Origin of the sequence: Trebonia kvetii (assembly GCF_007827045.1) — a bacterium.
Lineage (GTDB): Bacteria > Actinomycetota > Actinomycetes > Streptosporangiales > Streptosporangiaceae > Trebonia > Trebonia kvetii.
The window spans coordinates 14,960-36,737 of sequence record NZ_RPFW01000007.1 but is presented as its reverse complement, the minus strand read 5'-3'; the positions used below and the strand labels follow the sequence as shown (position 1 = coordinate 36,737).

General features: G+C 70.7%; 21 protein-coding genes. 19 read left to right on the top strand and 2 right to left on the bottom strand.

What is annotated here, in order from left to right:
* Positions 1–24 precede the first annotated feature (24 nt).
* Genes ruvX through EAS64_RS32100 form a run of 3 tightly spaced genes read left to right on the top strand, consistent with a single transcriptional unit; the run spans position 25 to position 3,240 of the window.
* Positions 25–489, top strand: a complete 465-nt coding sequence (gene ruvX / locus EAS64_RS32110; RefSeq protein ID WP_145859200.1) for a Holliday junction resolvase RuvX — start codon at positions 25–27, stop codon at positions 487–489.
* Complete coding sequence (gene mltG / locus EAS64_RS46935) at positions 486–2,384, top strand: endolytic transglycosylase MltG (protein ID WP_145859198.1); 1,899 nt, start codon at positions 486–488, stop codon at positions 2,382–2,384. The genes ruvX and mltG overlap by 4 nt, the downstream gene beginning before the upstream one ends.
* Positions 2,385–2,394: 10 nt before the next feature.
* Positions 2,395–3,240 carry a shikimate dehydrogenase gene (locus tag EAS64_RS32100; RefSeq protein ID WP_145859196.1) on the top strand — a complete coding sequence of 282 codons (846 nt, stop codon included), beginning with the start codon at positions 2,395–2,397 and terminating at the stop codon, positions 3,238–3,240.
* A 13-nt stretch (positions 3,241–3,253) separates the two neighbouring features.
* Here EAS64_RS32100 and EAS64_RS32095 read toward each other — a convergent pair whose 3' ends face one another.
* On the bottom strand, positions 3,254–4,033 hold the full coding sequence (locus tag EAS64_RS32095; protein ID WP_246115957.1) for an isocitrate lyase/PEP mutase family protein: 780 nt from the start codon (positions 4,031–4,033) through the stop codon (positions 3,254–3,256).
* 68 nt (positions 4,034–4,101) lie between these two features.
* A complete protein-coding gene (locus EAS64_RS32090; RefSeq protein WP_145859194.1) occupies positions 4,102–4,746 on the bottom strand; it encodes an FMN-binding negative transcriptional regulator in 645 nt (214 codons plus the stop codon).
* A gap of 155 nt (positions 4,747–4,901) precedes the next feature.
* Between EAS64_RS32090 and EAS64_RS32085 the strand changes: the two genes are divergently transcribed.
* The 16 genes from EAS64_RS32085 to EAS64_RS32010 all read left to right on the top strand — a co-directional run bounded on the left by EAS64_RS32085 (position 4,902) and on the right by EAS64_RS32010 (position 21,281).
* A complete protein-coding gene (locus EAS64_RS32085; protein ID WP_145859192.1) occupies positions 4,902–6,449 on the top strand; it encodes a circularly permuted type 2 ATP-grasp protein in 1,548 nt (515 codons plus the stop codon).
* Positions 6,446–7,477, top strand: a complete 1,032-nt coding sequence (locus EAS64_RS32080; RefSeq protein ID WP_145859191.1) for an alpha-E domain-containing protein — start codon at positions 6,446–6,448, stop codon at positions 7,475–7,477. Before EAS64_RS32085 ends, EAS64_RS32080 begins: the two co-directional genes overlap by 4 nt.
* Positions 7,393–8,244: a transglutaminase family protein gene (locus tag EAS64_RS32075; protein ID WP_145859189.1), complete on the top strand. Its 852-nt coding sequence runs from the start codon at positions 7,393–7,395 to the stop codon at positions 8,242–8,244. Before EAS64_RS32080 ends, EAS64_RS32075 begins: the two co-directional genes overlap by 85 nt.
* 39 nt (positions 8,245–8,283) lie before the next feature.
* Positions 8,284–8,925 (top strand): TetR/AcrR family transcriptional regulator, encoded by a 642-nt coding sequence (locus EAS64_RS32070; protein WP_145859188.1) that lies wholly within the window; start codon positions 8,284–8,286, stop codon positions 8,923–8,925.
* A gap of 55 nt (positions 8,926–8,980) precedes the next feature.
* Entirely contained in the window at positions 8,981–9,832 is an 852-nt protein-coding gene (locus tag EAS64_RS32065) for an alpha/beta fold hydrolase (RefSeq protein ID WP_145859186.1), read from the top strand.
* A gap of 57 nt (positions 9,833–9,889) precedes the next feature.
* Positions 9,890–10,453, top strand: a complete 564-nt coding sequence (locus EAS64_RS32060; protein ID WP_145859184.1) for a MarR family winged helix-turn-helix transcriptional regulator — start codon at positions 9,890–9,892, stop codon at positions 10,451–10,453.
* The gene (locus tag EAS64_RS32055) at positions 10,450–11,454 is read left to right on the top strand and encodes an ABC transporter ATP-binding protein (RefSeq protein ID WP_145859182.1); all 1,005 of its coding nucleotides are present in this window, start codon (positions 10,450–10,452) and stop codon (positions 11,452–11,454) included. Before EAS64_RS32060 ends, EAS64_RS32055 begins: the two co-directional genes overlap by 4 nt.
* Before the next feature lie 3 nt (positions 11,455–11,457).
* Complete coding sequence (locus EAS64_RS32050) at positions 11,458–12,378, top strand: ABC transporter permease (RefSeq protein WP_145859180.1); 921 nt, start codon at positions 11,458–11,460, stop codon at positions 12,376–12,378.
* 141 nt (positions 12,379–12,519) lie between these two features.
* A complete protein-coding gene (locus EAS64_RS32045; RefSeq protein WP_145859179.1) occupies positions 12,520–13,122 on the top strand; it encodes a GNAT family N-acetyltransferase in 603 nt (200 codons plus the stop codon).
* A gap of 305 nt (positions 13,123–13,427) precedes the next feature.
* Positions 13,428–14,138 (top strand): translation initiation factor IF-3, encoded by a 711-nt coding sequence (gene infC, locus EAS64_RS32040; protein ID WP_145859177.1) that lies wholly within the window; start codon positions 13,428–13,430, stop codon positions 14,136–14,138.
* A 169-nt stretch (positions 14,139–14,307) separates the two neighbouring features.
* Positions 14,308–14,502, top strand: a complete 195-nt coding sequence (gene rpmI / locus EAS64_RS32035; protein WP_145859176.1) for a 50S ribosomal protein L35 — start codon at positions 14,308–14,310, stop codon at positions 14,500–14,502.
* A 55-nt stretch (positions 14,503–14,557) separates the two neighbouring features.
* On the top strand, positions 14,558–14,935 hold the full coding sequence (gene rplT / locus EAS64_RS32030; RefSeq protein WP_145859174.1) for a 50S ribosomal protein L20: 378 nt from the start codon (positions 14,558–14,560) through the stop codon (positions 14,933–14,935).
* A 1-nt stretch (position 14,936) separates the two neighbouring features.
* Positions 14,937–15,785: a TrmH family RNA methyltransferase gene (locus EAS64_RS32025; RefSeq protein ID WP_246115956.1), complete on the top strand. Its 849-nt coding sequence runs from the start codon at positions 14,937–14,939 to the stop codon at positions 15,783–15,785.
* Positions 15,786–16,113: 328 nt separating this feature from the next.
* A complete protein-coding gene (locus EAS64_RS32020; protein WP_145859173.1) occupies positions 16,114–17,241 on the top strand; it encodes an ATP-binding protein in 1,128 nt (375 codons plus the stop codon).
* 230 nt (positions 17,242–17,471) lie between these two features.
* Positions 17,472–18,602 (top strand): phenylalanine--tRNA ligase subunit alpha, encoded by a 1,131-nt coding sequence (gene pheS / locus EAS64_RS32015; protein WP_145859172.1) that lies wholly within the window; start codon positions 17,472–17,474, stop codon positions 18,600–18,602.
* Positions 18,603–18,605: 3 nt separating this feature from the next.
* Positions 18,606–21,281, top strand: coding sequence for a phenylalanine--tRNA ligase subunit beta (locus EAS64_RS32010; RefSeq protein WP_145859170.1), 2,676 nt, complete (start codon positions 18,606–18,608; stop codon positions 21,279–21,281).
* Positions 21,282–21,778: the final 497 nt, after the last annotated feature.

The window sequence follows — 21,778 nt, the reverse complement described above, 5'->3', positions numbered from 1 at the left end:
ATGTTCATTCGGACAGGTAAACCCTTGAGGACTGGCGTGCGTCTGGCCGTTGATCCGGGTACTGTCCGCATTGGCGTTGCACGAAGCGATCCGCGCGGAGTACTCGCCACCCCGCTGACTGTGGTGCGGCGGGGCAAGGGCGATCTTGACGCTCTCGCCTCGCTGGCCACCGCCGAAGAAGCAATGGAGATCTTGGTGGGTCTTCCCCGGTCACTGTCCGGCCGCGATGGCCAGGCCGCCGTTTCCGCCAGGCAGTTCGCGGCGGACCTGGCGGCGCGGGTCGCTCCGCTGCCTGTGCGGCTGTTCGACGAGCGTTTCACCACGTCGACCGCGCACGAGGCGCTGCGCGCGAGCGGGCATGACTCGCGGGCGCGGCGCCAGACGGTCGACGCCGCCGCCGCCGCGGTGCTGCTCGAGGCGGCGCTCGAAGCCGAGCGGCGCACCGGCGACGCCCCGGGCCAGCTCGTCGAGCTCGGGACCGCCCGGTGAACGGCGGCTACGGCTCAGACGACTATCCCGGCCAGGGCTACGACGGCCAGGGGTACGGCGAAGAAGGACAGGGGTGGGACCGTAGGCAGCCGCGCGACGGCTCCGTCTGGCAGGGCGACCAGGGCTACGCGAGCTACGACACCCCCGGCTACGGCGGCCAGGACTTCGACGCCCCGGCAAACGGCGGCTACGGCAACGAGGCCTACGGTAACGAGGCTTACGGCAACCAGGCATACGGCGAGCCCGGCTACGACGGCCAGGGCTACGGCCAGCCGGGTCATCAAGGCGAGCCCGGCTACCCGGCCCAGCCCGGCCAGCGCGGCGGCACCGGCTCCCAGCGCGCCATGCGCGGATCCGGCGGCATGTCGCAGCTTCCGCCCGGCTACGACCCGCGCGCCGACCGGTCGCGCCGCATGAACGCCGGCTACGAACCGCGCGACCCAGGCTACGGCCAGGGCGGCTACGACGAATGGGGCCAGGAGCAGGGCGACAGCTCCTTCCTGCCCGGCTTCGGCCAAGGCGACCAAGGGTACGGCCAGGGCGGCTACGACGACCGCCGCGGCCCGGGAGCAGGCGGCCCGGGAGCAGGCCGCCCGGGAGCAGGCGGCCAGGGAACCGGAGCAGGCGCCCGCGGCCCAGCCGGCCGAGGCCAAGCCGGTCAAGGCGGCCAGGGCGGACGCGGCCAAGCTGGCCCAGCCGGACGCGGCGGGCCAAGCGGCCCCGCTCAGCGCCTCCGCGAAGATGACCGCCGTCCGCGCGACCCCTGGGACGACGACAGAAACGGCCGGGGCGGCGGTAACGGCAGGAACGGCGGCGGCGGCGGGAACCGCCCGCGCCGCCGGGCGACCCGCTGGATCCCGCGGATACTGATCCTGCTGATCGTCGGCGCCATCGTGGGCGGCGGCCTCACCGGCGGCCTGTACATCTACCACAAGTACGAGGCCAGGTACCATCCGGCGGATTACGCCGGCGCGGGCACCACCCCGACGGCGATGGTCCAGATACAGAGCGGCGAGACCGCGTCGCAACTCGCGCCGACCCTGGTTCAGCTCGGAGTGGTGGCCAGTGAGCGGGCCTTCGTCGTCGCCGCGGAGGCGAGCACGAGTACGGCTAGCCTCGAGCCGGGCTTCTACATGCTCAATCACCACATGAAGGCGACTCTGGCGTACGCCGCGCTGCTCAACCAGAAGAACCGGGTGCAGACCACGGTGACGATCCCCGAGGGCAAGCGGGTCAGCCAGATCCTGACGATCCTGGCCGCGCACACCAAGATCCCGCTGCCGGAGTTCGAGGCGGCGGCGAAGCAGACGTCCAAGCTAGGCCTGCCCTCGTATGCGGGCACGACAGCGAAGCTCCCGTCCGCCGTCAAGTACGGCCAGCTCGAGGGCTACCTGTTCCCCGCGACCTACGCGGTCGTCCCGCACGAGACCGCGCTGCAGATCCTGCAGGCGATGGTCGCGCGCTACAACGCCGAGGCGCAGCAGCTCAACATCGTGACGGCGGCGAAGTCCGTCGGCCTCACTCCGAGCCAGCTGATCATCGAGGCGTCGATGGTCCAGGCCGAGGCGGGCGTGAACGCGGACATGCCGAAGATGGCCCGCGTGATCATCAACCGCAAGGCCAGGGGCATGCCTGACGGCTTCAGCAGCGTCGATTTCTACGGGCTAGGCAAGTACGGCATCAACCTGACGAACTCCGCGGAGGCGCAGGCGTCGGGCCCGTACGACAACACCCAGAAGGTGGGCCTGCCGCCAACCCCGATCGACAACCCAGGGGAACTGGCGATCAAGGCCGTCCTGCACCCGGAGCCGGGACCCTGGCTGTACTTCGTCACCACGGCGGTCGGCAAGCCGACGAAGTTCTCCGCCACCTGCTTCCAGGGCACCTGCGGGTAACCTCACAACAATGAAGGCAGCTGTACTCGGCAAGCCCATCGCGCATTCCGTGTCACCGGTGCTGCACCGGGCGGCCTACGACGCGCTTGGCCTCGCCGACTGGACCTACGACCTGGTCGAGTGCGACGAGGCGAGCCTGGCCGGGTACATCAGCCAATGCGGACCGGAGTGGGCGGGCCTCAGCCTGACCATGCCGCTCAAGCGCACGGTGCTGCCGCTGCTCGACCACGCCGACCACCTGGCGACGGCCACCGGCGGCGCGAACACCGTGGTGTTCCGCCCCGAGGGCCGCTACGGCTACAACACCGACGTGCAGGGCATCGTCGACGCGTGCGCCGAGGCAGGCGTCACCACCCCGGGCAGCGTCACGATCATCGGCGCGGGCGCCACCGCCTGCTCCGCCCTGGCCGCCGCCGCCGAGATGGGCGCGGCTGGCGCCGACGTCGTGCTGCGCGATGAGTCCCGCGCCGACGGGCTGCGAGCAACCGCGGAACGCCTCGGCCTGAGCGTGCGCCTGCGCCCCTGGGAAGATCTCGCGACAGCCGATGCGGTGGTCCCCGACCTCCTGATCTCGACCGTCCCCGCCGGTGCCGCCGATGATTACGCCGAACGGTTGCGGCGTACTCACCACGCCCCAGCCGCTCTCCTCGACGTGGTGTACCACCCGTGGCCGACTCCGCTCGCCCGGGCTGCCGCCGCGGCGGGCTCCGCCGTGGCAAGCGGCTACGCCATGCTGCTGCACCAGGCCGCCGCCCAGGTGGAACTCATGACGGGCAAGCCCGCCCCCCTCGACGCGATGCGCGAGGCAGGCGAGGCCGAGCTTAGGCGCCGCCTAGCGGCGGCAGACGTCAGCTAGCCGCCGCAACTGCCTAGGAAAACGCCTTCGCATCGCCGGCGAGCAGCTTCTTCGCCCGGCGTTCGTATTCGGCCATCATGAACCGGAAGGCGCCAGCCCCGACAGACACCCGGGCGGCGCCCGCCTCGGCCAGGGCGCTCAGCGGATCTGAAGGGTTGACGTTGACGGGGCGGCCAAGCGCGCTGGTCAGCTCCGCCACGAGGACGGGGTCGTTCAGCCCGATCGGGTATACGCAGTCGGCCCCGGCCTCGAAATACAGCCGGGCCCGCCGCAGGGTTTCCTGCATGGTCGCCTGGGCGTCGCGCCGGGGGTGGCGGACGATCGTGTCAATCCTGGCGTTGATCACGACAGGCACGCCGGCCGCTGTCGCGGCCGCCCGGACCTTAGCCAGGTAGGCGGCCTGGGCTCCGGCGTCACGGAGGCCCGCTCCGCTGATGTGGTCGGTGTCCTCGATATTGCACCCGACGGCGCCCGCGTCAAGCAGCGCCGCGACCAGTTCGCCGCCCGTCAGCCCGTAGCCCGCTTCGATGTCCGCGGTCACCGGGATGCCGACGGCGCGGGTGATACGGCGAAGCGCCGTGAAGGCGGCCTCGCGGCCGGTGTTGTTGTCTTGCTCACCCCAGGCGGCGGCCACGGCCGCGCTGGAGGTCGCGACGGCTAGGCCGCCCGCGGCTTCAACCTGCCTGGCGCTCGCCACGTCCCACGCGTTGACAAGGATGAGCGGGTTTCCCGGCTGGTGCAGTTCCCGCAGGCGCTGCGCGGCTGCGGTCAATCGCGTCATGTCTGTGCTCATGTCTAATAGGACACTGCCGCGACAGAAAACTGACCGCAGGACACGCCCCAATCGACGCGGTTTCGCGCTCAGGGCTTCGCCGTGGCCCGCTCCACCGCGTCCGCGCTGGCGGCATCTCCCCGCTCGCGCAGCCCGGCGATCACGCCCGCGATGTCGGCCTCGGGCCGGTTCTGGCTCAGCTTGGTCTTCGCCTCGATGCGGCTGATCTCGAGCTCGACACCGACGATCGCCCGCAGCTGCCCCTCGATGAACGCCCGCGGCGCGTCGTCCACCGACCACGCGTCGTCCTTCCGGTACGCCTCGTGCTTGGCGGTCAGCCGGCGGACCAGGTTCTCCGTCCACACCGGGTCGTCGTGCACCACGAACCGCCCGTAGACGTGCGCGGTCACGTAGTTCCAGGTCGGCACGACGCGGCCGTGCTCGGTCTTGGACGCGTACCAGCCCGGCGTGATGTACGCATCGGGCCCGCGCACGATGACCAGGGCCTCGCCCAGTGATTCGTGCTTCCACTGCGCGTTGTTCCGCGCCAGATGACCGTGCAGCGCACCACGGGTTCCCGCGCTGTTCGACTGACCTGGCGGCTCGTAGATGAACGGCAGCAGCGTCGCCATCATGCCCTCGTCGGTCAGCGTCACCAGGTCGGCCGCCCCGTGGTTGCGCAGCAGCTCGTCAACGGTCGCCTCGTCGGGCGCGAAATGCCCAGGAACGTACATGCGCGCCAGCGTAGTCACCCCGCCGGCGGGCCCGGCACTGGTTAACGCGCTGTATCCGCATGGTCGCCAAAGATGGACACACAGTGAAATAGTCGGAAACACAGCCGTCACGTGTTGAAATCGAGGTGGAACAGCATCTGTCTAGGCTGGTGATCGTGGCGGACATTTTCGATGGGTACCGGCTGGCGGAAGCCTGGGACGAGATGTTCGCGGCCCCCGGCAAGCCGCGCGCGGGCTACGAAGCGCTGGTCAGCGTGCTGCAGCCGATGGACCCGGCGGAGCTGAGGTACCGCGCGGACCAGCTTGCCCGGGTGTTCACCGACCGCGGCGTCACCTACGACTACGCGGGCGAGGAACGGCCGTTCCCGCTCGACCTGATACCGCGGGTCATCGGCGCCATGGAGTGGGACCAGGTGGCCAGGGGCGTGAAGCAGCGCGTGCTCGCGCTGGAGGCCTTCCTCGCCGACGTCTACGGCGCGGGCCGCTGCTTCGACGACGGCGTGGTGCCCTGGCGGCTGGTCTTCACCAGCGAGAAGTTCCGCCGCGAGGTGGCCGGCATCACGCCGCCCAACGGCGTCCGGGTGCACGTGGCGGGCATCGACCTGATCCGCGACGAGCTCGGCAGGTTCCGCGTGCTCGAGGACAACGTGCGGGTGCCGAGCGGCGTCAGCTACGTGATCGAGAACCGGCTGGCGATGACCAGGACGTTCCCCGCCCTGTTCGCCGAGCAGAAGGTGCACCAGGTCGACGAGTACCCGTCCCGGCTGCTCGGTGCCCTGCGCGCGGCCGCGCCGCACGGCGTGCTCGACCCGTTCATCGTCGTGCTCACCCCGGGCATGCACAACGCCGCCTACTTCGAGCACACCCTCCTCGCCCGGCTGATGGGCGTGGAGCTCGTCGAGGGCCGCGACCTGTTCTGCTGGCGGAACCGGGTCTACGTGCACACCACGCACGGCAGGCGTCCCGTCGACGTCATCTACCGGCGGGTCGACGACGACTGGCTCGACCCGCTGCACTTCCGCCCGGACAGCCTGCTCGGCTGCCCCGGCCTGGTCAACGCGGCGCGGCACGGCACCGTGACGATCGCCAACGGCATCGGCAACGGCGTCGCGGACGACAAGCTCATCTACACCTACATGCCGGACCTCATCCGCTACTACCTGAGCGAGGAACCGCTGCTTGACAACGTCGAGTCCTACCGGCTCGACGACGAGCAGACCCTGCACTGGGTGCTCGGCGAACTGCACAGCCTGGTGCTCAAGCCGGTCGACGGCGCGGGCGGCGCGGGCATCGTGATCGGCCCGCACGCCACCGAGCGGGAACTGGCCGAGCTGCGGGTCACCGTCGAGGCTAACCCGCGCGGCTGGATGGCGCAGCGCCCCGTCGCACTGTCCACCTCGCCGGTGCTTGTGGGGGAGAAGCTGAGCCCCCGGCACATCGACCTGCGCCCGTTCGCGGTCAACGACGGCAGCGACGTCTGGGTGCTGCCCGGCGGGCTCACCCGGGTTGCGCTGCCCGAGGGCGAGCTCAAGGTCAACTCGAGCCAGGGCGGCGGCTCGAAGGACACCTGGGTCCTCGCCCGCGGGCGTGCCGAGGAGACGGCCGGCCAGGCCGGCGAGCGGCTCGCCATGGCGATGCCCGCCGCGCCCAGCGCGCCGGAGATGGTCGCGGTCACCACCAGGCAGAGCGGACCCGACCAGTGAACGCCGAACTGCTCAGCCGCATCGCGGAGACGATCTACTGGACGGGACGCTACGTCGAGCGGGCCGACGACACCGCGCGGCTCATCGACGTGTACGTGCACCGGATGCTCGGCGAGACCAGCGCGGGCTCCGACGCAGCCTGCCGCGCCCTGTTCGGCATCCTGGGCGTCCCGGTGGAGGACGGCAACGAGCTTGACATCGACGTGGTGCTCTTCCGCCTGGTCTTCGAGGCGGCCTCGCCAAGCGCGATCGCCGGCTCGATGCTCGGCGCGCGGGCGGGCGCCCGCGGCATCCGCGAGGTCATCTCGAGCGAGATGTGGGAGTGCCTCAACGTGACCGCGCACGGCCTGCCGGGCCAGAAGCGCGCCGCGGAACGGCTCGGCCCGCACGTCTACCTGCGCTACATCAGGGAACGGTCCTCGCTGTTCTTCGGCCTCGCCGACTCCACCATGAGCCACGACGACGCGTGGCGCTTCCTGGTGCTCGGCCGCAGCCTGGAACGCGCCGACATGACCGCGCGGCTGCTGCTCGCGCGGATGTCAGCGCCGGACGACCTCGGCTGGCCGGTCCTGCTGCGGGCGTGCGGCGCGCACGAGTCCTTCATCAGGACGCACGGCTGGGCGGCGGAGCCGGACAAGGTGGCCGAGTTCCTGCTGCTCGACCGGCTCTTCCCGCGCAGCGTGGTGCACGCGCTGGCCACCGCGGAGGAATCACTGGCCGCGCTCAACCCGGGCGCCACGCGGGCCGGAGTCGATGACCCGGCGCGACGGCCGGTGGGCCGGCTGCGCAACCGCCTGGAGTACGCCGACCCCAAGCAGCTCACGGGCCAGCTGCCCGAGCTGCTTTCCACCTTGCAGGAGACCTGCGTGCAGGCGAGCGAGGCGATCGCCAGGAGGTACTTCCAGTACCAGACGCCGGTCGCCTGGGAACGGGACGGCTTACCGTGGGCTGGCGACTGCGCATCGAGCACACCACCGAGGTCAGGTACGCGGGCCCGGTGCTTACCTCGTTCAACGAGGCGCGGATGACACCGCTGACGCTGCCGTCCCAGATCACCCTGGAGTCCAGGGTGACGGCGGGACCCGGCGTGCCGGTGTGGACCTACAGCGACTACTGGGGCACCTTCGTCTCCGTCTTCGACCTGCCCGAGCCGCACGACGACCTGGTCATCCGCTCCGCCGCCACGGTGGAGACCGAGCCGTTCGGCGGACCGCCCGACGACGCGGACCGGCCGTCATGGCAGCAGCTCCGCGAGCGCGCCGCCGGCGGCCGCCTGCTTGAGTTCCTGCTCCCCACGCCGCTGACCACGGTGGCCGGCGACACCTCGCGAACCTCGATCGCCAAGGTCGCGGGCCTGTCACCCGACGCGGCCGCGCAGGCGATCTCCGCCCGCGTGCACGAGCGCGTCACCTACCTGCCCGGCGCGACCGGGGTGCGCACCAACGCACAGGAGGCCTGGGACAAGGGCCAGGGCGTCTGCCAGGACATGGCGCAGATCGCGGTGTCGCTGATGCGCGCCGCCGGCCTGCCCGCCCGCTACGTATCCGGCTACCTGCACCCGGACCCGAAGGCCTCCCCTGGCAGCACCGCGATCGGCCAGTCGCACGCCTGGGTGGAGTACTGGGCGGGCTCGTGGACGCCGCTGGACCCGACCAGCCTCGCCCCGGTCGGGGAACGCCACGTGGTGGTCGCCCGCGGCCGCGACTACGCCGACGTCCCGCCGCTCAAGGGCATCTATCACGGCACCGCGGGCGGCGGCATGACGGTGACGGTCGAGGTCACCCGCCTCGCCTGAGAAGATCGCCGGCGCTGCCGCTGCTGGCATACTTGCCGCATGACCCGGCGAGCGGCGAGAAGCGATGGCGGCGCCGAGCCGCCTGCCATGCTGCGCGCACAGCACGCCGAGGCCACCCGCCGGGCCGTGCTCGACGCCGCCAAGTCCCTCTTCGGCAGGCAGGGCTACGCGCAGACCTCGGTCGACGAGATCGCGGACGCGGCACGGGTTACGAAGGGCGCGGTGTACCACCACTTCGCGGGCAAGGAGGCGCTGTTCCGCGCCGTGTACGCGGAGGTGGAGACCGCCGCGCAGACTCGCGTGCTGAGTGCGGGGAACGCGGGGATGGCGCCGGTCGACCAGATGGTCGCGATGATGAACGCCTACCTGGATGCCGCGCTCGACGTGGAGATCAGGCGGATCACGCTCGTCGACGGGCCGGCCATCGTCGGCCAGGAGATCGACGACGGCGCCGAGCAGCAGCCGGGCTACCTGGCGACGCGGGCGTTCCTCGCCGCCGCGATAGCCAGCGGCGAGATCATGGACCTGGACCCGGGCGCGCTCACTGGCCTGCTGGGCGGCATGGCATGGGTGGCAGGCCTGCTTATCGCGCGCGCCGCCGACCCCGACGAGACCAGGGCCGCGCTCGGCAGGGCACTCGACGCGATGCTCCGCGGCCTTGCCCGGGGCAACACGAAGTAAAACCACGCACACCGACGGTTGCCCTTCTGGCATACCAGGGGTATGTTTAATACTCATGGAATCCGGAACGCTGGAAACCCGCCTCGGCCCCGTGGCCTGGCAATCGTCCGGTCGCGGTCCCGCGCTTGTCTTCTTCGCCGGCGCGCTCGCGAACCATGACCTGTGGCGCGACGTCATCGCGAAACTCGACGACCGCTACCGCTGCGTCACCGTCGACCTTCCGCTCGGCTCGCACCCCGCACCGCTCGCGCCGGGCGCGGACCGGTCGGCCACCTCGCTTGCCCGGCTGCTGCTTGACTGCCTCGACCTGCTCGACGTGCATGACGCCACCGTGGTCGTCAACGACACCGCGGGCGGGCTGCTGCTGCTGTCCCTGGCCGCCGGGCACCAGGCGCTCGGGCGAGTCGGCCGTCTGGTGCTCACCAACTGCGAGAGCTACGACCAGTTCCCGCCCGACGCGCTCAAGAGGGCGTCAGCGGCCTGCCGCGCGCTCCCGGGTCTCGCCACGGCCATGATCCGGCTGCAGCTGAGCTGGCCGGCCGCCATGCGGCGGACGCTGGCCACCGTCACCGCGGCCGGGCTCGACCGCGACCGAGCTGAATCCTTCTCCCGGCCAGCACGGCGTGATCGCCGGGTGGCCGGGGACCTGGTCGCGGCGATGGCGGGCTTCCGTCCGCGGCTTCTCATCGACGCCGCGGCCGTGATTCCGGAGTTCGACCGGCCGGTGCTGCTGATCTGGGGCGAGCAGTGCCAGTTCTTCCCGGTGCCGCAGGCGCGACGGCTCGCGTCGGACTTCCCGCACGCCACGCTCGTCATCATCCCGGGAGCCAAGACCTGGGTTCCCGTCGACAACCCGGCCGCCGTGGCCGGCGCCATCGCCGAGTTCGCGCCCGCACCGGTGCCGTAAAGTAAATTCGACCTCAAAATATTTGACCTCAAATCTCATTGCCGCAATACTGGGAGGGTGTCCACCGCGGAATCATCCCCTCGTGAGGCAGGCCCTCAGGACTCCGGCACGCCCGCCGGGCCGTCCGCCGAGCCGTCCACCTGGGCCTGGCCGCAGAACGCGATCACCTTTCCCGACGACGCACCGCTCCAGGCGCTCATCCTGTCGGCGACCAAGCTCATGGGCGCCTACGGCCAGGACAGCGTCCGCGCCGCCGGCCTGAAGCTGAGCCTGTCCGGGCTCGGCGTGCTCAGGATCCTGATGAGCGAAGACGGGCTGAAGGCAAGCGAGGTCGCCGACCGCGCGTGGTCCAGCCCTGGCACGGCCACCTCGGTGGTGAATACCCTGGTCAGAGACGGCTTCGTGGAGCGGAAGCCGGACGATGCCGACCGCCGCGTGGTCCGGCTCTACATCACGGACGCAGGCCGGGCCGTCATCACCTACTACGTGTCACAGGCGTCGGCTTGGTGGCGTAAAGCATTCGACTTTGTCGACAGCGATGACGAAGCTGTCGTCCGGAGGTTCTTCGTCCAGATGATCAACCATCTCAGCCAGCTCATAGACGAGGAGCGCGGCGCGTGACCACCACCACCGCGCGGTCAGCGGGCCTCGGATCGCCGGCGGAGCACGCCGCGATCAGGACCGCGGACCTGCGCAAGACCTACAAGTCGAGCCGGGGCGACGTCGAGGCGGTGCGCGGCATCGACCTCGACATCCCGCAGGGCGAGTTCTTCGGCCTGCTCGGGCCGAACGGCGCGGGCAAGTCCACCACCATCGGCATGCTCACCACGCTCGTCGCGCCGACCGGCGGCCAGGCCTGGGTGGCAGGCCACGACGTCACCAGGGACACGGTGGCCGTCAAGCGCAGGATCGGCGTGGTCACTCAGAACAACACCCTGGACATGCAGCTGACGGTCGCGGAGAACCTGGAGTACCGCAGCCGATTCTTCGGGCTGCCGAAGGCGGTCGCGGCCAGGCGCGCCGCGCAGCTCATCGAGGCGTTCGGCCTCGGCGACAGGAAGAACGCCATGGCCGACCAGCTGTCCGGGGGCCAGGCCCGCCGCCTGATGATCGCCCGCGCCCTGGTGCACCAGCCCGACGTGCTGTTCCTCGACGAGCCGACGGCCGGCCTCGACCCGCAGACCCGGGTGAACCTGTGGGAGATCCTGCGCGTGCTGCACGAGCAGGGCCAGACGATCCTGCTCACCACGCACTACATGGAGGAGGCCGAGGCGCTGTGCGACCGGATCGCGGTCGTCGACCACGGCAGGATCCTCGCCGAGGGCACGGTCGATGCGCTGCTCGCCGACTCCGGCGCGCAGACCGTGGTGACCGTCCGGTTCGAGGAGCAGGTGCCCGACGGCCTCGGCGAGGAGCCGAGCCTGGCCAGCCACCCAGGTGTCAGCAAGGTCGAGGCGGACGGCGACCAGCTGCGCGTGTTCGCCAGCGACCCCGAGGGCCTGCTCGGCGACCTGATCGCCCTTGGCGCCAAGCACGGGCTGCACGTCCGGGACGCCGCTCAGGCCAAGCCAAGCCTTGAGACCGCCTTCCTCGCCCTGACCGGCCGCGAGTACCGGGAGTAGACCATGGCCACCAAAGTCCAGCCAGCCATCGACTCCGCCGCCGGGTCGGAGGCGCCCGTGCCAGCGGCGGTCGCGGCACTGATCACCGACGCGCCGGTGCCACACCCGACGCTGCTCAAGACGTTCGGCGCGATGATGGCGCGCGAGTTCCGCGTGCTCGGCAGGAACGCGCCGTCCACGTTCATCCGCGCGGTCATGCAGCCGCTGCTGTTCGCCTTCGTCTTCGCCTACGTTCTGCCCAAGATCGGCAGCGGTTTCTCGGCGGGCAGCGCGGGCGCGGGGGCCAACGCGGCCGGCGTCAACTTCGCCACCATCCTGGTGCCTGGCCTGATGGGGTCGATGTTCCTCATGCAGGGCATGTTCGGCACCACGATGCCGCTCGTCATGGAGTTCTCCTGGCAGCGCACCATCGAGGATCGCGCGCTCGCGCCGGTGCCGATCCGGGTGCTCGCCATCCAGAAGATCACCGCGGGCGCGATCCAGGCGTTCATCGGCGCGGCGATCGTCTTCCCCGTCGTCTACTGGGTGCACGCGCCGGGGCAGGGCCCGCACATCGACGTGACCAACTGGTTCCTGCTTCTCGTGGTCATGGTCTTCGCCTCCACCCTCACCGCGGCCATGGGCCTGTGGCTCGGTACGGTGGTCGACCCGCGCAAGATCCAGATGATCTTCGCGGTCGTGCTGCTCCCGGCCACCATGCTCGGCTGCGTCTACTACCCGTGGTCCGCGCTGCACGTGATCCGCTGGCTGCAGATTCTCGTGCTGATCAACCCGATGGTCTACATGACGGAGGGCCTGCGGGCGGCGCTCACGCCGCAACTCGGCCACATGGCCCTCTGGGCGATCATGCTCGCCCTGGTCGGCGGCACCTTCGTCTTCGGTGCCCTGGCCACGCGCACCTTCCGCAACCGCGTCGTCAGCTAGTCATCGTCAGCCGGCCGTCGCTGGCTGAGACGACGATGCCGTCCCTGGCGGGGAGACGACGTTCCCCGCCAGGGACGGCTCGCTTGCCGCCGGGCCCCAAAGCATTTGCCCTCGGGCCGCTCACTGGCCGATACTCCGCCAGTGACCAAGCAAACCGACTTCTCCGTCAAGCCGACGCTCACCGGCGAGAAGGTGATCCTGCGTCGCTTCGCCGAGGCGGACATTCCCGCGTTGCGCGACGCGCTGCTCGACCCGGAGGCCCGCATCCTCACCGGCAGCGTGCACGACGAGGCGCAGGCGAACGCCGGCCTGAGCCCGGAAGAGGAGCGCAGCGCCCTCGACTGGTTCGCCACCCGCAACGAGCAGCCGGACCGTCTCGACCTGGCCATCATCGACAAGGCCTCGCGCGTCTGCGTCGGCGAGGCGGTGCTCAACCAGTGGGACCCGGGCAACGAGAACTGCAACTTCCGCATCTTTATCGGCAACGGCGGCCGGGACCGCGGCCTGGGCACCGAGGCGACAAGGCTGATCGTCGGTTACGGCTTCGAGCGTCTCGGCCTGCACCGGATCAGCCTCGAGGTCTACGCGTTCAACCCGCGCGCCCGCCGTGCCTACGAGAAGGTCGGCTTCCGCGCCGAGGGCGTGCTGCGCGAGTCGCTGCGCTATAACGGCGAGTGGGTCGACGCCACCGTGATGGCCCTACTCGACCGCGAGTGGGCCGCGCTCGCCTCCGCGAGGAGATAGGGGAATACCCATTCACCCCAGAGTGCTGTTATTCTTGTCGGTGACCAGCCTGGTACGCATCACGTGCCGGGCGTGCAAGCGGAGGACCACCTCCCACCTGGCCGGCAGGAGTCGGCGGGTTAGGCGCGACGCGATCGTCAGCGAAGCTGATAGGGAGCGTTGTCGGTGTGGTAGCCCCGCGGCACACGGTGCCGGACGGGGCCTTTTCCGTTTGGACCCTATGGTCAAGGCATGAACTGCCACCGGGCAGAGCTGCCGCCGGAAGGGCCGGCGACGGCACAACATGATGAACCGCTGGAGGTCACATCAGCGCCGAAACGCGTATCAACGAGCGCATTCGTTCCCCCGAAGTCCGGCTTGTCGGAGCGAAGGGTGAGCAGATCGGGATCGTCTCCATCAACGAGGCGCTCCGGCTCGCACAGGAGGCCGACCTCGATCTTGTCGAGGTTGCCCCGACCGCACGTCCCCCGGTCTGTAAGCTCATGGACTACGGGAAGTTCAAGTACGAGGCCGCGCTTAAGGCGCGCGAATCGCGCAAGAACCAGACGCAGACGATCGTCAAGGAGATCAAGCTCCGCCCGAAGATCGACCCGCACGACTATGGCACCAAGAAGGGCCACGTCGAGCGGTTCCTCAAGGCGGGCGACAAGGTCAAGGTGACGATCATGTTCCGCGGTCGCGAGCAGTCCCGTCCCGAGCTCGGCTTCCGGCTCCTGCAGAAGCTGGCCGACGACGTCACCGAGCTCGGTTTCGTTGAGGCACAGCCCAAGCAAGACGGCCGGAACATGATCATGGTGATTGGCCCGCACCGGCGCAAGTCTGAGGTCAAGCCCGCGCAGGCGCCCACGCCGTCGCGCGTGCCAAGCCCGCGCGGCGAGGCCCCGGCCGAGGCGCCGGCCCCGGCCGAGGCGCCAGCCCCGGCCGAGGCGCCGGCCCAGGCCGAGGCACCCGCCCCGGCCGAGGCGCCGGCTGAGGCCGAGAGCCCGGCTGCGGCGCCAGCGCCGACCGACGCGTAGCGGTTTTACCCCGGCAACGGGGACACCGCGCAGCGGCCCCGCACGGCAGTGCGGGGCCGCTGCGCGACACAGAGCAAGCCCAGGGATGTATCCCCGAAGTCCCGCTGCTGGGGAACTGCCTGGGCCATGGGGTAAACACCCAGGACACACAGAGGAGACGACGGCGACCATGCCGAAGATGAAGACGCACAGCGGCGCCGCCAAGCGGTTCAAGCTCACCGGCACCGGCAAGGTGATGCGGCTGCGTGCCAACCGGCAGCACATGTTCGAGCACAAGTCCTCTCGCGTCACGCGGCGCCTGGCCGGCGAGGTTCAGGTCGCCAAGGCCGACACCCGCGCGATCAAGCGCCTGCTCGGCAAGTAGAGCCGACGGCCGCACAGCCGAGTCCTGTAACCGCAGTCCAGAGGGAGATTGAACGATGGCACGCGTCAAGCGTTCGCTTAACGCTAAGAAGAAGCGCAGGGTTGTCCTCGAGCGTGCGAAGGGCTACCGGGGCCAGCGGTCCCGCCTGTACCGCAAGGCCAAGGAGCAGGTCCTCCACTCGATGACCTACGCCTACCGCGACCGCAAGGACCGCAAGGGCAACTTCCGCAGGCTCTGGATTCAGCGCATCAACGCCGCCGCGCGCGCGAACGGCCTGACCTACAACCGCTTCGTGCAGGGTCTCAAGGCGGCAGGCGTCGAGGTCGACAGGCGCGTGCTCGCCGACCTCGCGGTGACCGACGCCGCGGCCTTCGCCGCGCTGGTCGAGGTGGCGCGCCAGGCGCTCCCCGAGACCGTCGGTGCCGCTGCCTAACTTGAATTCCTACGCGAGCACGGCGCGGCTTAAGGCCGCTCGCCGGCTGACCAAGCGGGCGCTGCGCCAGCGTGAGCGGGCCTTCCTCGCGGAAGGCCCGCAGGCCGTTTCCGAGGCGCTGGCGACGGGCACGCGGGTCAGCGGGCTGTTCGTCACCGGGCCCGCCGAGGCGCGGCACGCGGAGCTTGTCGCGGCCGCCAGGGACGCCGGCGTGGACGTCCAGCTGGTCAGCGGCGAGATCATGAGCGAGCTCGCCCAGACGGTCACACCGCAGGGCCTGCTCGCGGTGTGCGACTTCGTCGACGTGCCGCTGGACAGCGTCACCGCCGCGCGCCCGGTCCTCGTGGCGCTGCTCGCCAACGTCAGGGACCCGGGCAACGCGGGCACCGTGCTGCGCGCCGCCGACGCGGCGGGCGCGGACGCGGTGATCTTCGCCGACGCCTCCGTCGACATCTACAACGGCAAGTGCGTCCGCGCCAGCGCGGGCAGCATCTTCCACCTGCCGGTCGTCGCCGGCGTGCGGCTGCCGGAGACGGTCGCCGCGCTCAGGAAGGCCGGGCTGCGGATTCTCGCCGCCGACGGCCGCGGCGGCAGCACACTTGACGACCCGGACACCAGGACCGTGCTCGGCTCGCCGGCCGCCTGGCTGTTCGGCAACGAAGCCTGGGGACTTCCCGAGGACCTGCTCGCGCTCGCCGACGAGTCGGTGGCCGTGCCCATCTACGGCCGGGCGGAATCGCTCAACCTCGCCACGGCCGCCGCCGTGTGCCTGTACGCGTCAGCGTCGGCCCAGCGCTCAGTCGGCACCGTGGGCAGCACAGCACACCGCAACCCCTTAGATCCCATATGATTACATCGCGTTGCGCGCCTGAAGGCGGCCCAATGATTCCCTTCGCGTAGGGTATTTGCGCTATGACGTAGCGAAATCCTGCTACGGGGGTACTGTCCCGAGGGCGGGTAAACGCGCTAGAGTCTGATCACATTCCGTCACCCGCATCGCGGATAGAGCCGACAACGGCCGCCCGGTGCGCCCCCATCTGGACGGAGGCGCAAGCGCCGTGGATGACAAAAGACCGGGCCGGAAGGCAGCCGGCGGACCGCACCGTGCCAGCGGTGTGCCGTCAGCCGTGCCGTCCGCACCGGCCGTGGCGTACGCGTCCGGCAGGACCGTACTGCCGGTGTCGACGCCACTGGCGGACGCCCAGTCACTGACCGGTGCAGAGAAACTGACTGCCGACGAGCTGCCCGATGGCCTCGTGGTCGCCGACGACGCGGGCCGCGTCGTCGTGTTCAACCGCGCGGCCGCGCGCCTGACCGGCCTCCCCACGGAGGAGGCCATCGGCAAGTACGTCTTCGACGTGCTGCCGTTCCGCGACGACGACGGCCGCGACTGGTGGATGTTCGTCGACCCGTACAACGGCCTGCCCACCCGCACCAGGCACCCGGAGCGCAGCCTGTACCTGGCCGACGGCTCCAGCGTGAACTACGCGGGGTTCTCGCCCCGCGGTGACACCGAGCTGCTCGTCTCCGTCGGCTATGTCCGCGACGGCCGCTCGGGCCCGGTACGCCGCCTGGTGATCACGCTGCGCGGCGCGCAGCAGCGGGCCAGGCTCGAGCGCAGCCGCGCCGAGCTCGTCTCCACCGTCGCGCACGAGCTGCGGGCGCCGCTGACGTCGGTGAAGGGTTTCACCGCGACGCTGCTGGCCAAGTGGTCGCGATTCAGCGACGACCAGAAGCGCGTCATGCTCGAGACTGTCAACGCCGACGCCGACCGAGTGACCAGGCTGATCACCGAGCTGCTCGACGTGTCACGGATCGAGTCCGGCCGGATGGAAGTGCGCCGCCAGCTCGTCGACGTGCCCGAGCGGGCGCGCAAGATCGTCGCGGGCCGGGTCGCCTCCGGCGAGCCCGAGGACCGCTTCCGCCTTGAGTCCGCGCCCGATCTGCCAGAGACCTGGCTCGACGCCGACAAGATCGACCAGATCCTCGGCAACCTCGTGGAGAACGCGGTCAGGCACGGCGCTGGTATCGTAACGATTGTGGTGCAGCGAGCGCGGGTGAGCGGCGAACAGGCCGAGGCCATCGTCGTGTCCGTGCGTGACCAGGGCGAGGGCATCGCGCCCGAGATGGCGCCCCGGGTCTTCCGCCAGTTTTGGCGCGGCAAGCGCCGCGGCGGCACCGGCCTTGGCCTCTACATCGTCAAGGGCCTCATCGAGGCGATGAACGGCGAGATTACCGTGGCCCGTGCGCCGGGCGGCGGCGCCGAGTTCCGATTTACCCTGCCCGCGGGCACCCCCATCGCGTAACGGCAGGCGCCGTAACGCCCCGGCGGGCCACGCGGGCGAACACCCGGAACAGCCCGACGCGACCGCGCGGACGGGCAACCGGTCCGCGATCTGGGTACAAGCGCGTCACGGCAAGCGCTCCCGGTAGGGTCATGGGTGCTGGGTAACAGTCGGTCCCACCCGTTCGGGATGAATCCGGAACCTGTACCAACGCGGACCTTCCAGCTGCTGACGACCCAAGGAAGCGAAAGATGTCCGCACCTAATAGAAACTACGATCCGGTCGAGGTGACTACGTTGTCGGCGGACGCGGTGGAGCGCGCGACAAGCGAGGCGCTCGCCGCGATTTCCGCCGCGGCGACGCTTGAAGAGCTCAAGGAGGCCCGCCTCGCGCACGCCGGCGACAAGGCGCCGCTGTCCCTGGCGCGCGCGGAGATCGGCGCGCTGCCGCCGCAGGCCCGCGCCGACGCGGGCCGTCGCGTCGGCGCCGCCATCGCGCAGGTCAGGGATGCCCTGACGGCGCGGCAGGAGCAGCTAGAGCGGGAGCGCGACGAGCAGGTACTGATCACCGAGCGGGTCGACGTCACGCTGCCGTACGACCGCCTGCCCGCCGGCGCGCGGCACCCGGTCAGCATGCTCGCCGACAAGCTCTCCGACGTGTTCGTCGCCATGGGTTACGAGGTCGCCGAGGGGCCAGAGGTCGAGGCCGAGTGGTACAACTTCGACGCGCTCAACTTCCTGCCCGATCACCCGGCCAGGGAGATGCAGGACACCCTGTTCGTCGCGGCGCCGGAGGACGCGCCGCCCGGCACCAGGTCCGGCCTGGTGATGCGCACCCACACCTCGCCGGTGCAGATCAGGAGCCTGCTCACCCGGCCGCTGCCGCTCTACGTGGTGAGCCCGGGCAAGGTGTACAGGAACGAGGCGCTTGACGCCACCCACCTGCCGGTCTTCTACCAGATCGAGTGCCTGGCGGTGGACGAGGGCCTGACCATGGCCGACCTGCGCGGCGCGATCCAGGCGTTCGTCGACGCGCTGTTCGGTACCGGGCTGCGGACCCGGCTGCGGCCGGACTACTTCCCGTTCACCGAGCCGTCCGCCGACGTGTCCATGGAGTGCCACGTCTGCCGCACCGAGTCCACCAAGCCGGGTGCCGACCCGTGCCGGGTCTGCCGGAGCCAGGGCTGGATCGAGATCGCCGGCTGCGGCATGGTCAACCCGCGGGTGCTCGTCGCCTGCGGCATCGACCCCGACCGCTACAGCGGGTTCGCCTTCGGCCTCGGCATCGAGCGATCGCTGATGCTCGCCAACGGCATCAACGAAATCCGCGACACCTACGACGGTGACGTGCGGTTCAGCAGGGCGTTCGGGATGGAGATCTGACCGATGCGAGTTCCCGTTTCCTGGCTGCGCGAGTACGCGCCCATTCCAGAGCCGTATGACGCGCTCGAGGTCGGCCGCCGCCTGACGCTGGCCGGCCTCGAGGTCGAGGCGGTCGAGCCGGTCGGCCACGATGTCCACGGGGTGATCACCGCCCAGGTGATGACCGTCGAGGAGCTGACCGAGTTCAAGAAGCCGATCCGCTACTGCCGGGTCGCGACGAGCGACGCTGAGCTGGCCGCCGACCCGGAGACGCTCACCGGCGTCATCTGCGGCGCGGTCAACTTCGCGCCCGGCGACCGGGTGGCGTTCGCCGTCGTGGGCGCCACACTGCCCGGCGGCTTCGAGATCACCGCCGCGAAGAGGTACGGCAGGGTCTCCGAGGGCATGATCTGCGCGGTCGACGAGCTTGGCATCGGCGAGGACCACACCGGCATCCTCGTGCTGCCGCCGGACACCCCGCTCGGCGTCGACTTCGTCAGCTACGCCGGGCTGCGCGACGACGTGCTTGAGATCACCGTCACCCCGGACCGCGGCTACGCCGTGTCGATCAGGGGCGTCGCGCGTGAACTCGCCAGCACGTACCAGGTCCCGTTCACCGACCCGGCGCTGACGTTCGTGCCGGGTGAGGACGCGTCGGGAGTGGACGGCGAGGAGCGCGTCGAGGGCGCGAAGCCGTGGCCGGCCGAGATCGGCGACCCGACGGCGTGCGACCGATTCGTGCTCCGCGAGGTCCGCGGCTTCGACCCGAAGGCGCGGACGCCGCTGTGGATGCAGGTCAGGCTCGCCCGCTCGGGCATGCGCAGCGTCTCGCTCGCCGTCGACGTGACCAACTACCTCATGCTCGAGCTCGGACAGCCGCTGCATGCCTTCGACCGGTCCAAGCTCCGCGGCCCGATCGTGGTCCGCCGCGCGCGGCCGGGGGAGACGCTGACCACGCTGGACCATGTCGGCCGTGCACTGAACGAGTTGGACATCCTCATCACCGACGACACCGGTCCCATTGGGCTTGCGGGCACCATGGGCGGTCTGACCACCGAGATCGACGACGACTCGACCGACATCGTCATCGAGGCCGCGCACTTCAGCGACACCGGCGTGGCGAAGATGGCCAGGCGGCACCGTCTGCACTCGGAGGCGTCCTACCGGTTCGAGCGCGGCACCGACCGCGAGCTTCCGCTGCGCGCGAGCGCGCGCGCCGCGGCGCTGCTCGCGAGCCTCGGCGGCGCGGCGATCGTGCCGGGCGCCACGCACGCGCAGGCGCCCGCCAGGGTGGTGACGATCGAGATGGCCGCCGACTACCCGGACCGGGTGGCCGGGCTCGTCTACGGCCTCGACACCGTTGTCCGCAGGCTGCAGGAGGTGGGCTGCGAGGTGCGCAGCACCCCGGCCAGCCACGTGCCGACGATCGCGCCCTGGCGCGCGCCATCCGCTGACACTGTCGCCGACGGCGGCCTGCCCGCCCACCCGGGCAGGCACGACAGGCAGGAGACGGTGCTGCTCGTCACGCCGCCGTCGTGGCGCCCCGACCTCACCGACCCGGCCGACCTGGCCGAGGAGGTCATCAGGCTCGAGGGATACACCGGCGTTCCTGTCCGCCAGCCTCGCGCTCCCGCGGGCCGCGGCCTGACCGAGCGGCAGAAGACGCTGCGCGCGATCTCCCGCATGCTGGCCGGGGCGGGCTTTGTCGAGGTGCACTCCGACCCGTTCAGCCCCGCGACCGAGGCCGACAGCCTGATGCTGGCGCCGGAAGACCCGCGCCGCCCCGCGGTCCGGGTGGCGAACCCGCTCAGCGAGGACCAGCCGCAGCTGCGCACCACGCTGCTGCCCGGCCTGTTCCGCACCCTGGTCAGGAACATCGGCCGCGGCTTCGGCGACGTCGCGCTGTTCGAGACCGGCCTGGTGTTCCTGACGCGCCCCGGCGCGTCGGGCATCGCGCCGATCCTGGCCACGGACCGCGGTCCGACGGAGGAGGAGCTCGCGACGCTGGCCGCCGCGCTGCCCGACCAGCCGCCGCGGGTGGCCGGCGTCCTCGCCGGCCACCGTGAGCTAGCCGGCTGGTGGGGGCCGGGACGGCCGGAGACCTGGGCCGACGCGATCGAGGCGGCCCGTTCGGTGTGCGCGCTCAGCCACCTGTCGTTCGACGTGCGGGCGGCCGCCGAGGCGCCCTGGCACCCCGGCCGCTGCGCAGCCGTGTATGTGCGGACCACGGCCGGCAGTTCCGGCGAGCACGGCGAGCAACCGCACGAGTGGCTCGCCGGGCATGCGGGCGAGCTGCACCCGCGGGTGATCGCCGCCTACGGGCTGCCGCCACGGACCAGTGCGTTCGAGCTCGACTTCGCGGTGCTCGCGGCCGCGGCGGCCGCGTCCGAGCCGGTGCGCGGCCCGGCGCTCCCGGCGTACCCGCTGGCCACGCAGGACGTCGCGCTCGTCGTGCCGCAGGAGGTGCCCGCCGCCGCGGTGGCCGCCGCGCTCAAGGCGGGAGCGGGCGAACTGCTCGAGGAGGTGCGGCTGTTCGACGTCTACACCGGCGCTCAGCTCGGCGACGGCCGCAAGTCGCTTGCCTACACCCTCCGGCTGCGTGCCGCCGACCGGACGCTGACCGCCGCCGAGGCGACGGCGGCAAGGGACGCCGCGGTGACCGAGGCCACCCGCCGCACCGGCGCGGTGCTGCGGGGATAGGGGTTGCCGGCCTAGAGGTTGCGGGATAGGGCTGCGCGGATAGCTGCCATGCGGGTCAGCGCGCGGCTGGCAGGCAGACCGGGCCCGGCGCGTCCGCGGACGCGCCGGGCCCGGCCGCGTTTCTCAGGCCCAGCCTGTCGTTCCCACGTCGTTGTCCTCTCGACGGGATTTTGCTGGCATCTGCCCCAAGTGCCCGTATTTAACCGTATCTAGCATGAATTCTGGTGATCTGCGGGCAAGTGCACAAGCATGACAGCAACCGCGGGGCGGCGTCGCAGTGAATCGAAGAAGATAACATTCTCGTAACGGAGTGCGTCGGCCCGCTTGCGGTGCGGTGACTGCAATCGCTTGCAGCACAAGGGATTTCGTCGCCATCGCGGGGTTCGATGGCATGCGTGTGCTGTCGGTAGGTAGCCGCGATTTGACTGTGTGCACGTGAAATCTGTGACAATGTGGGGTTAGCGCCGCACGGTGCGCTATCCGGGGTGGTCAGCGCT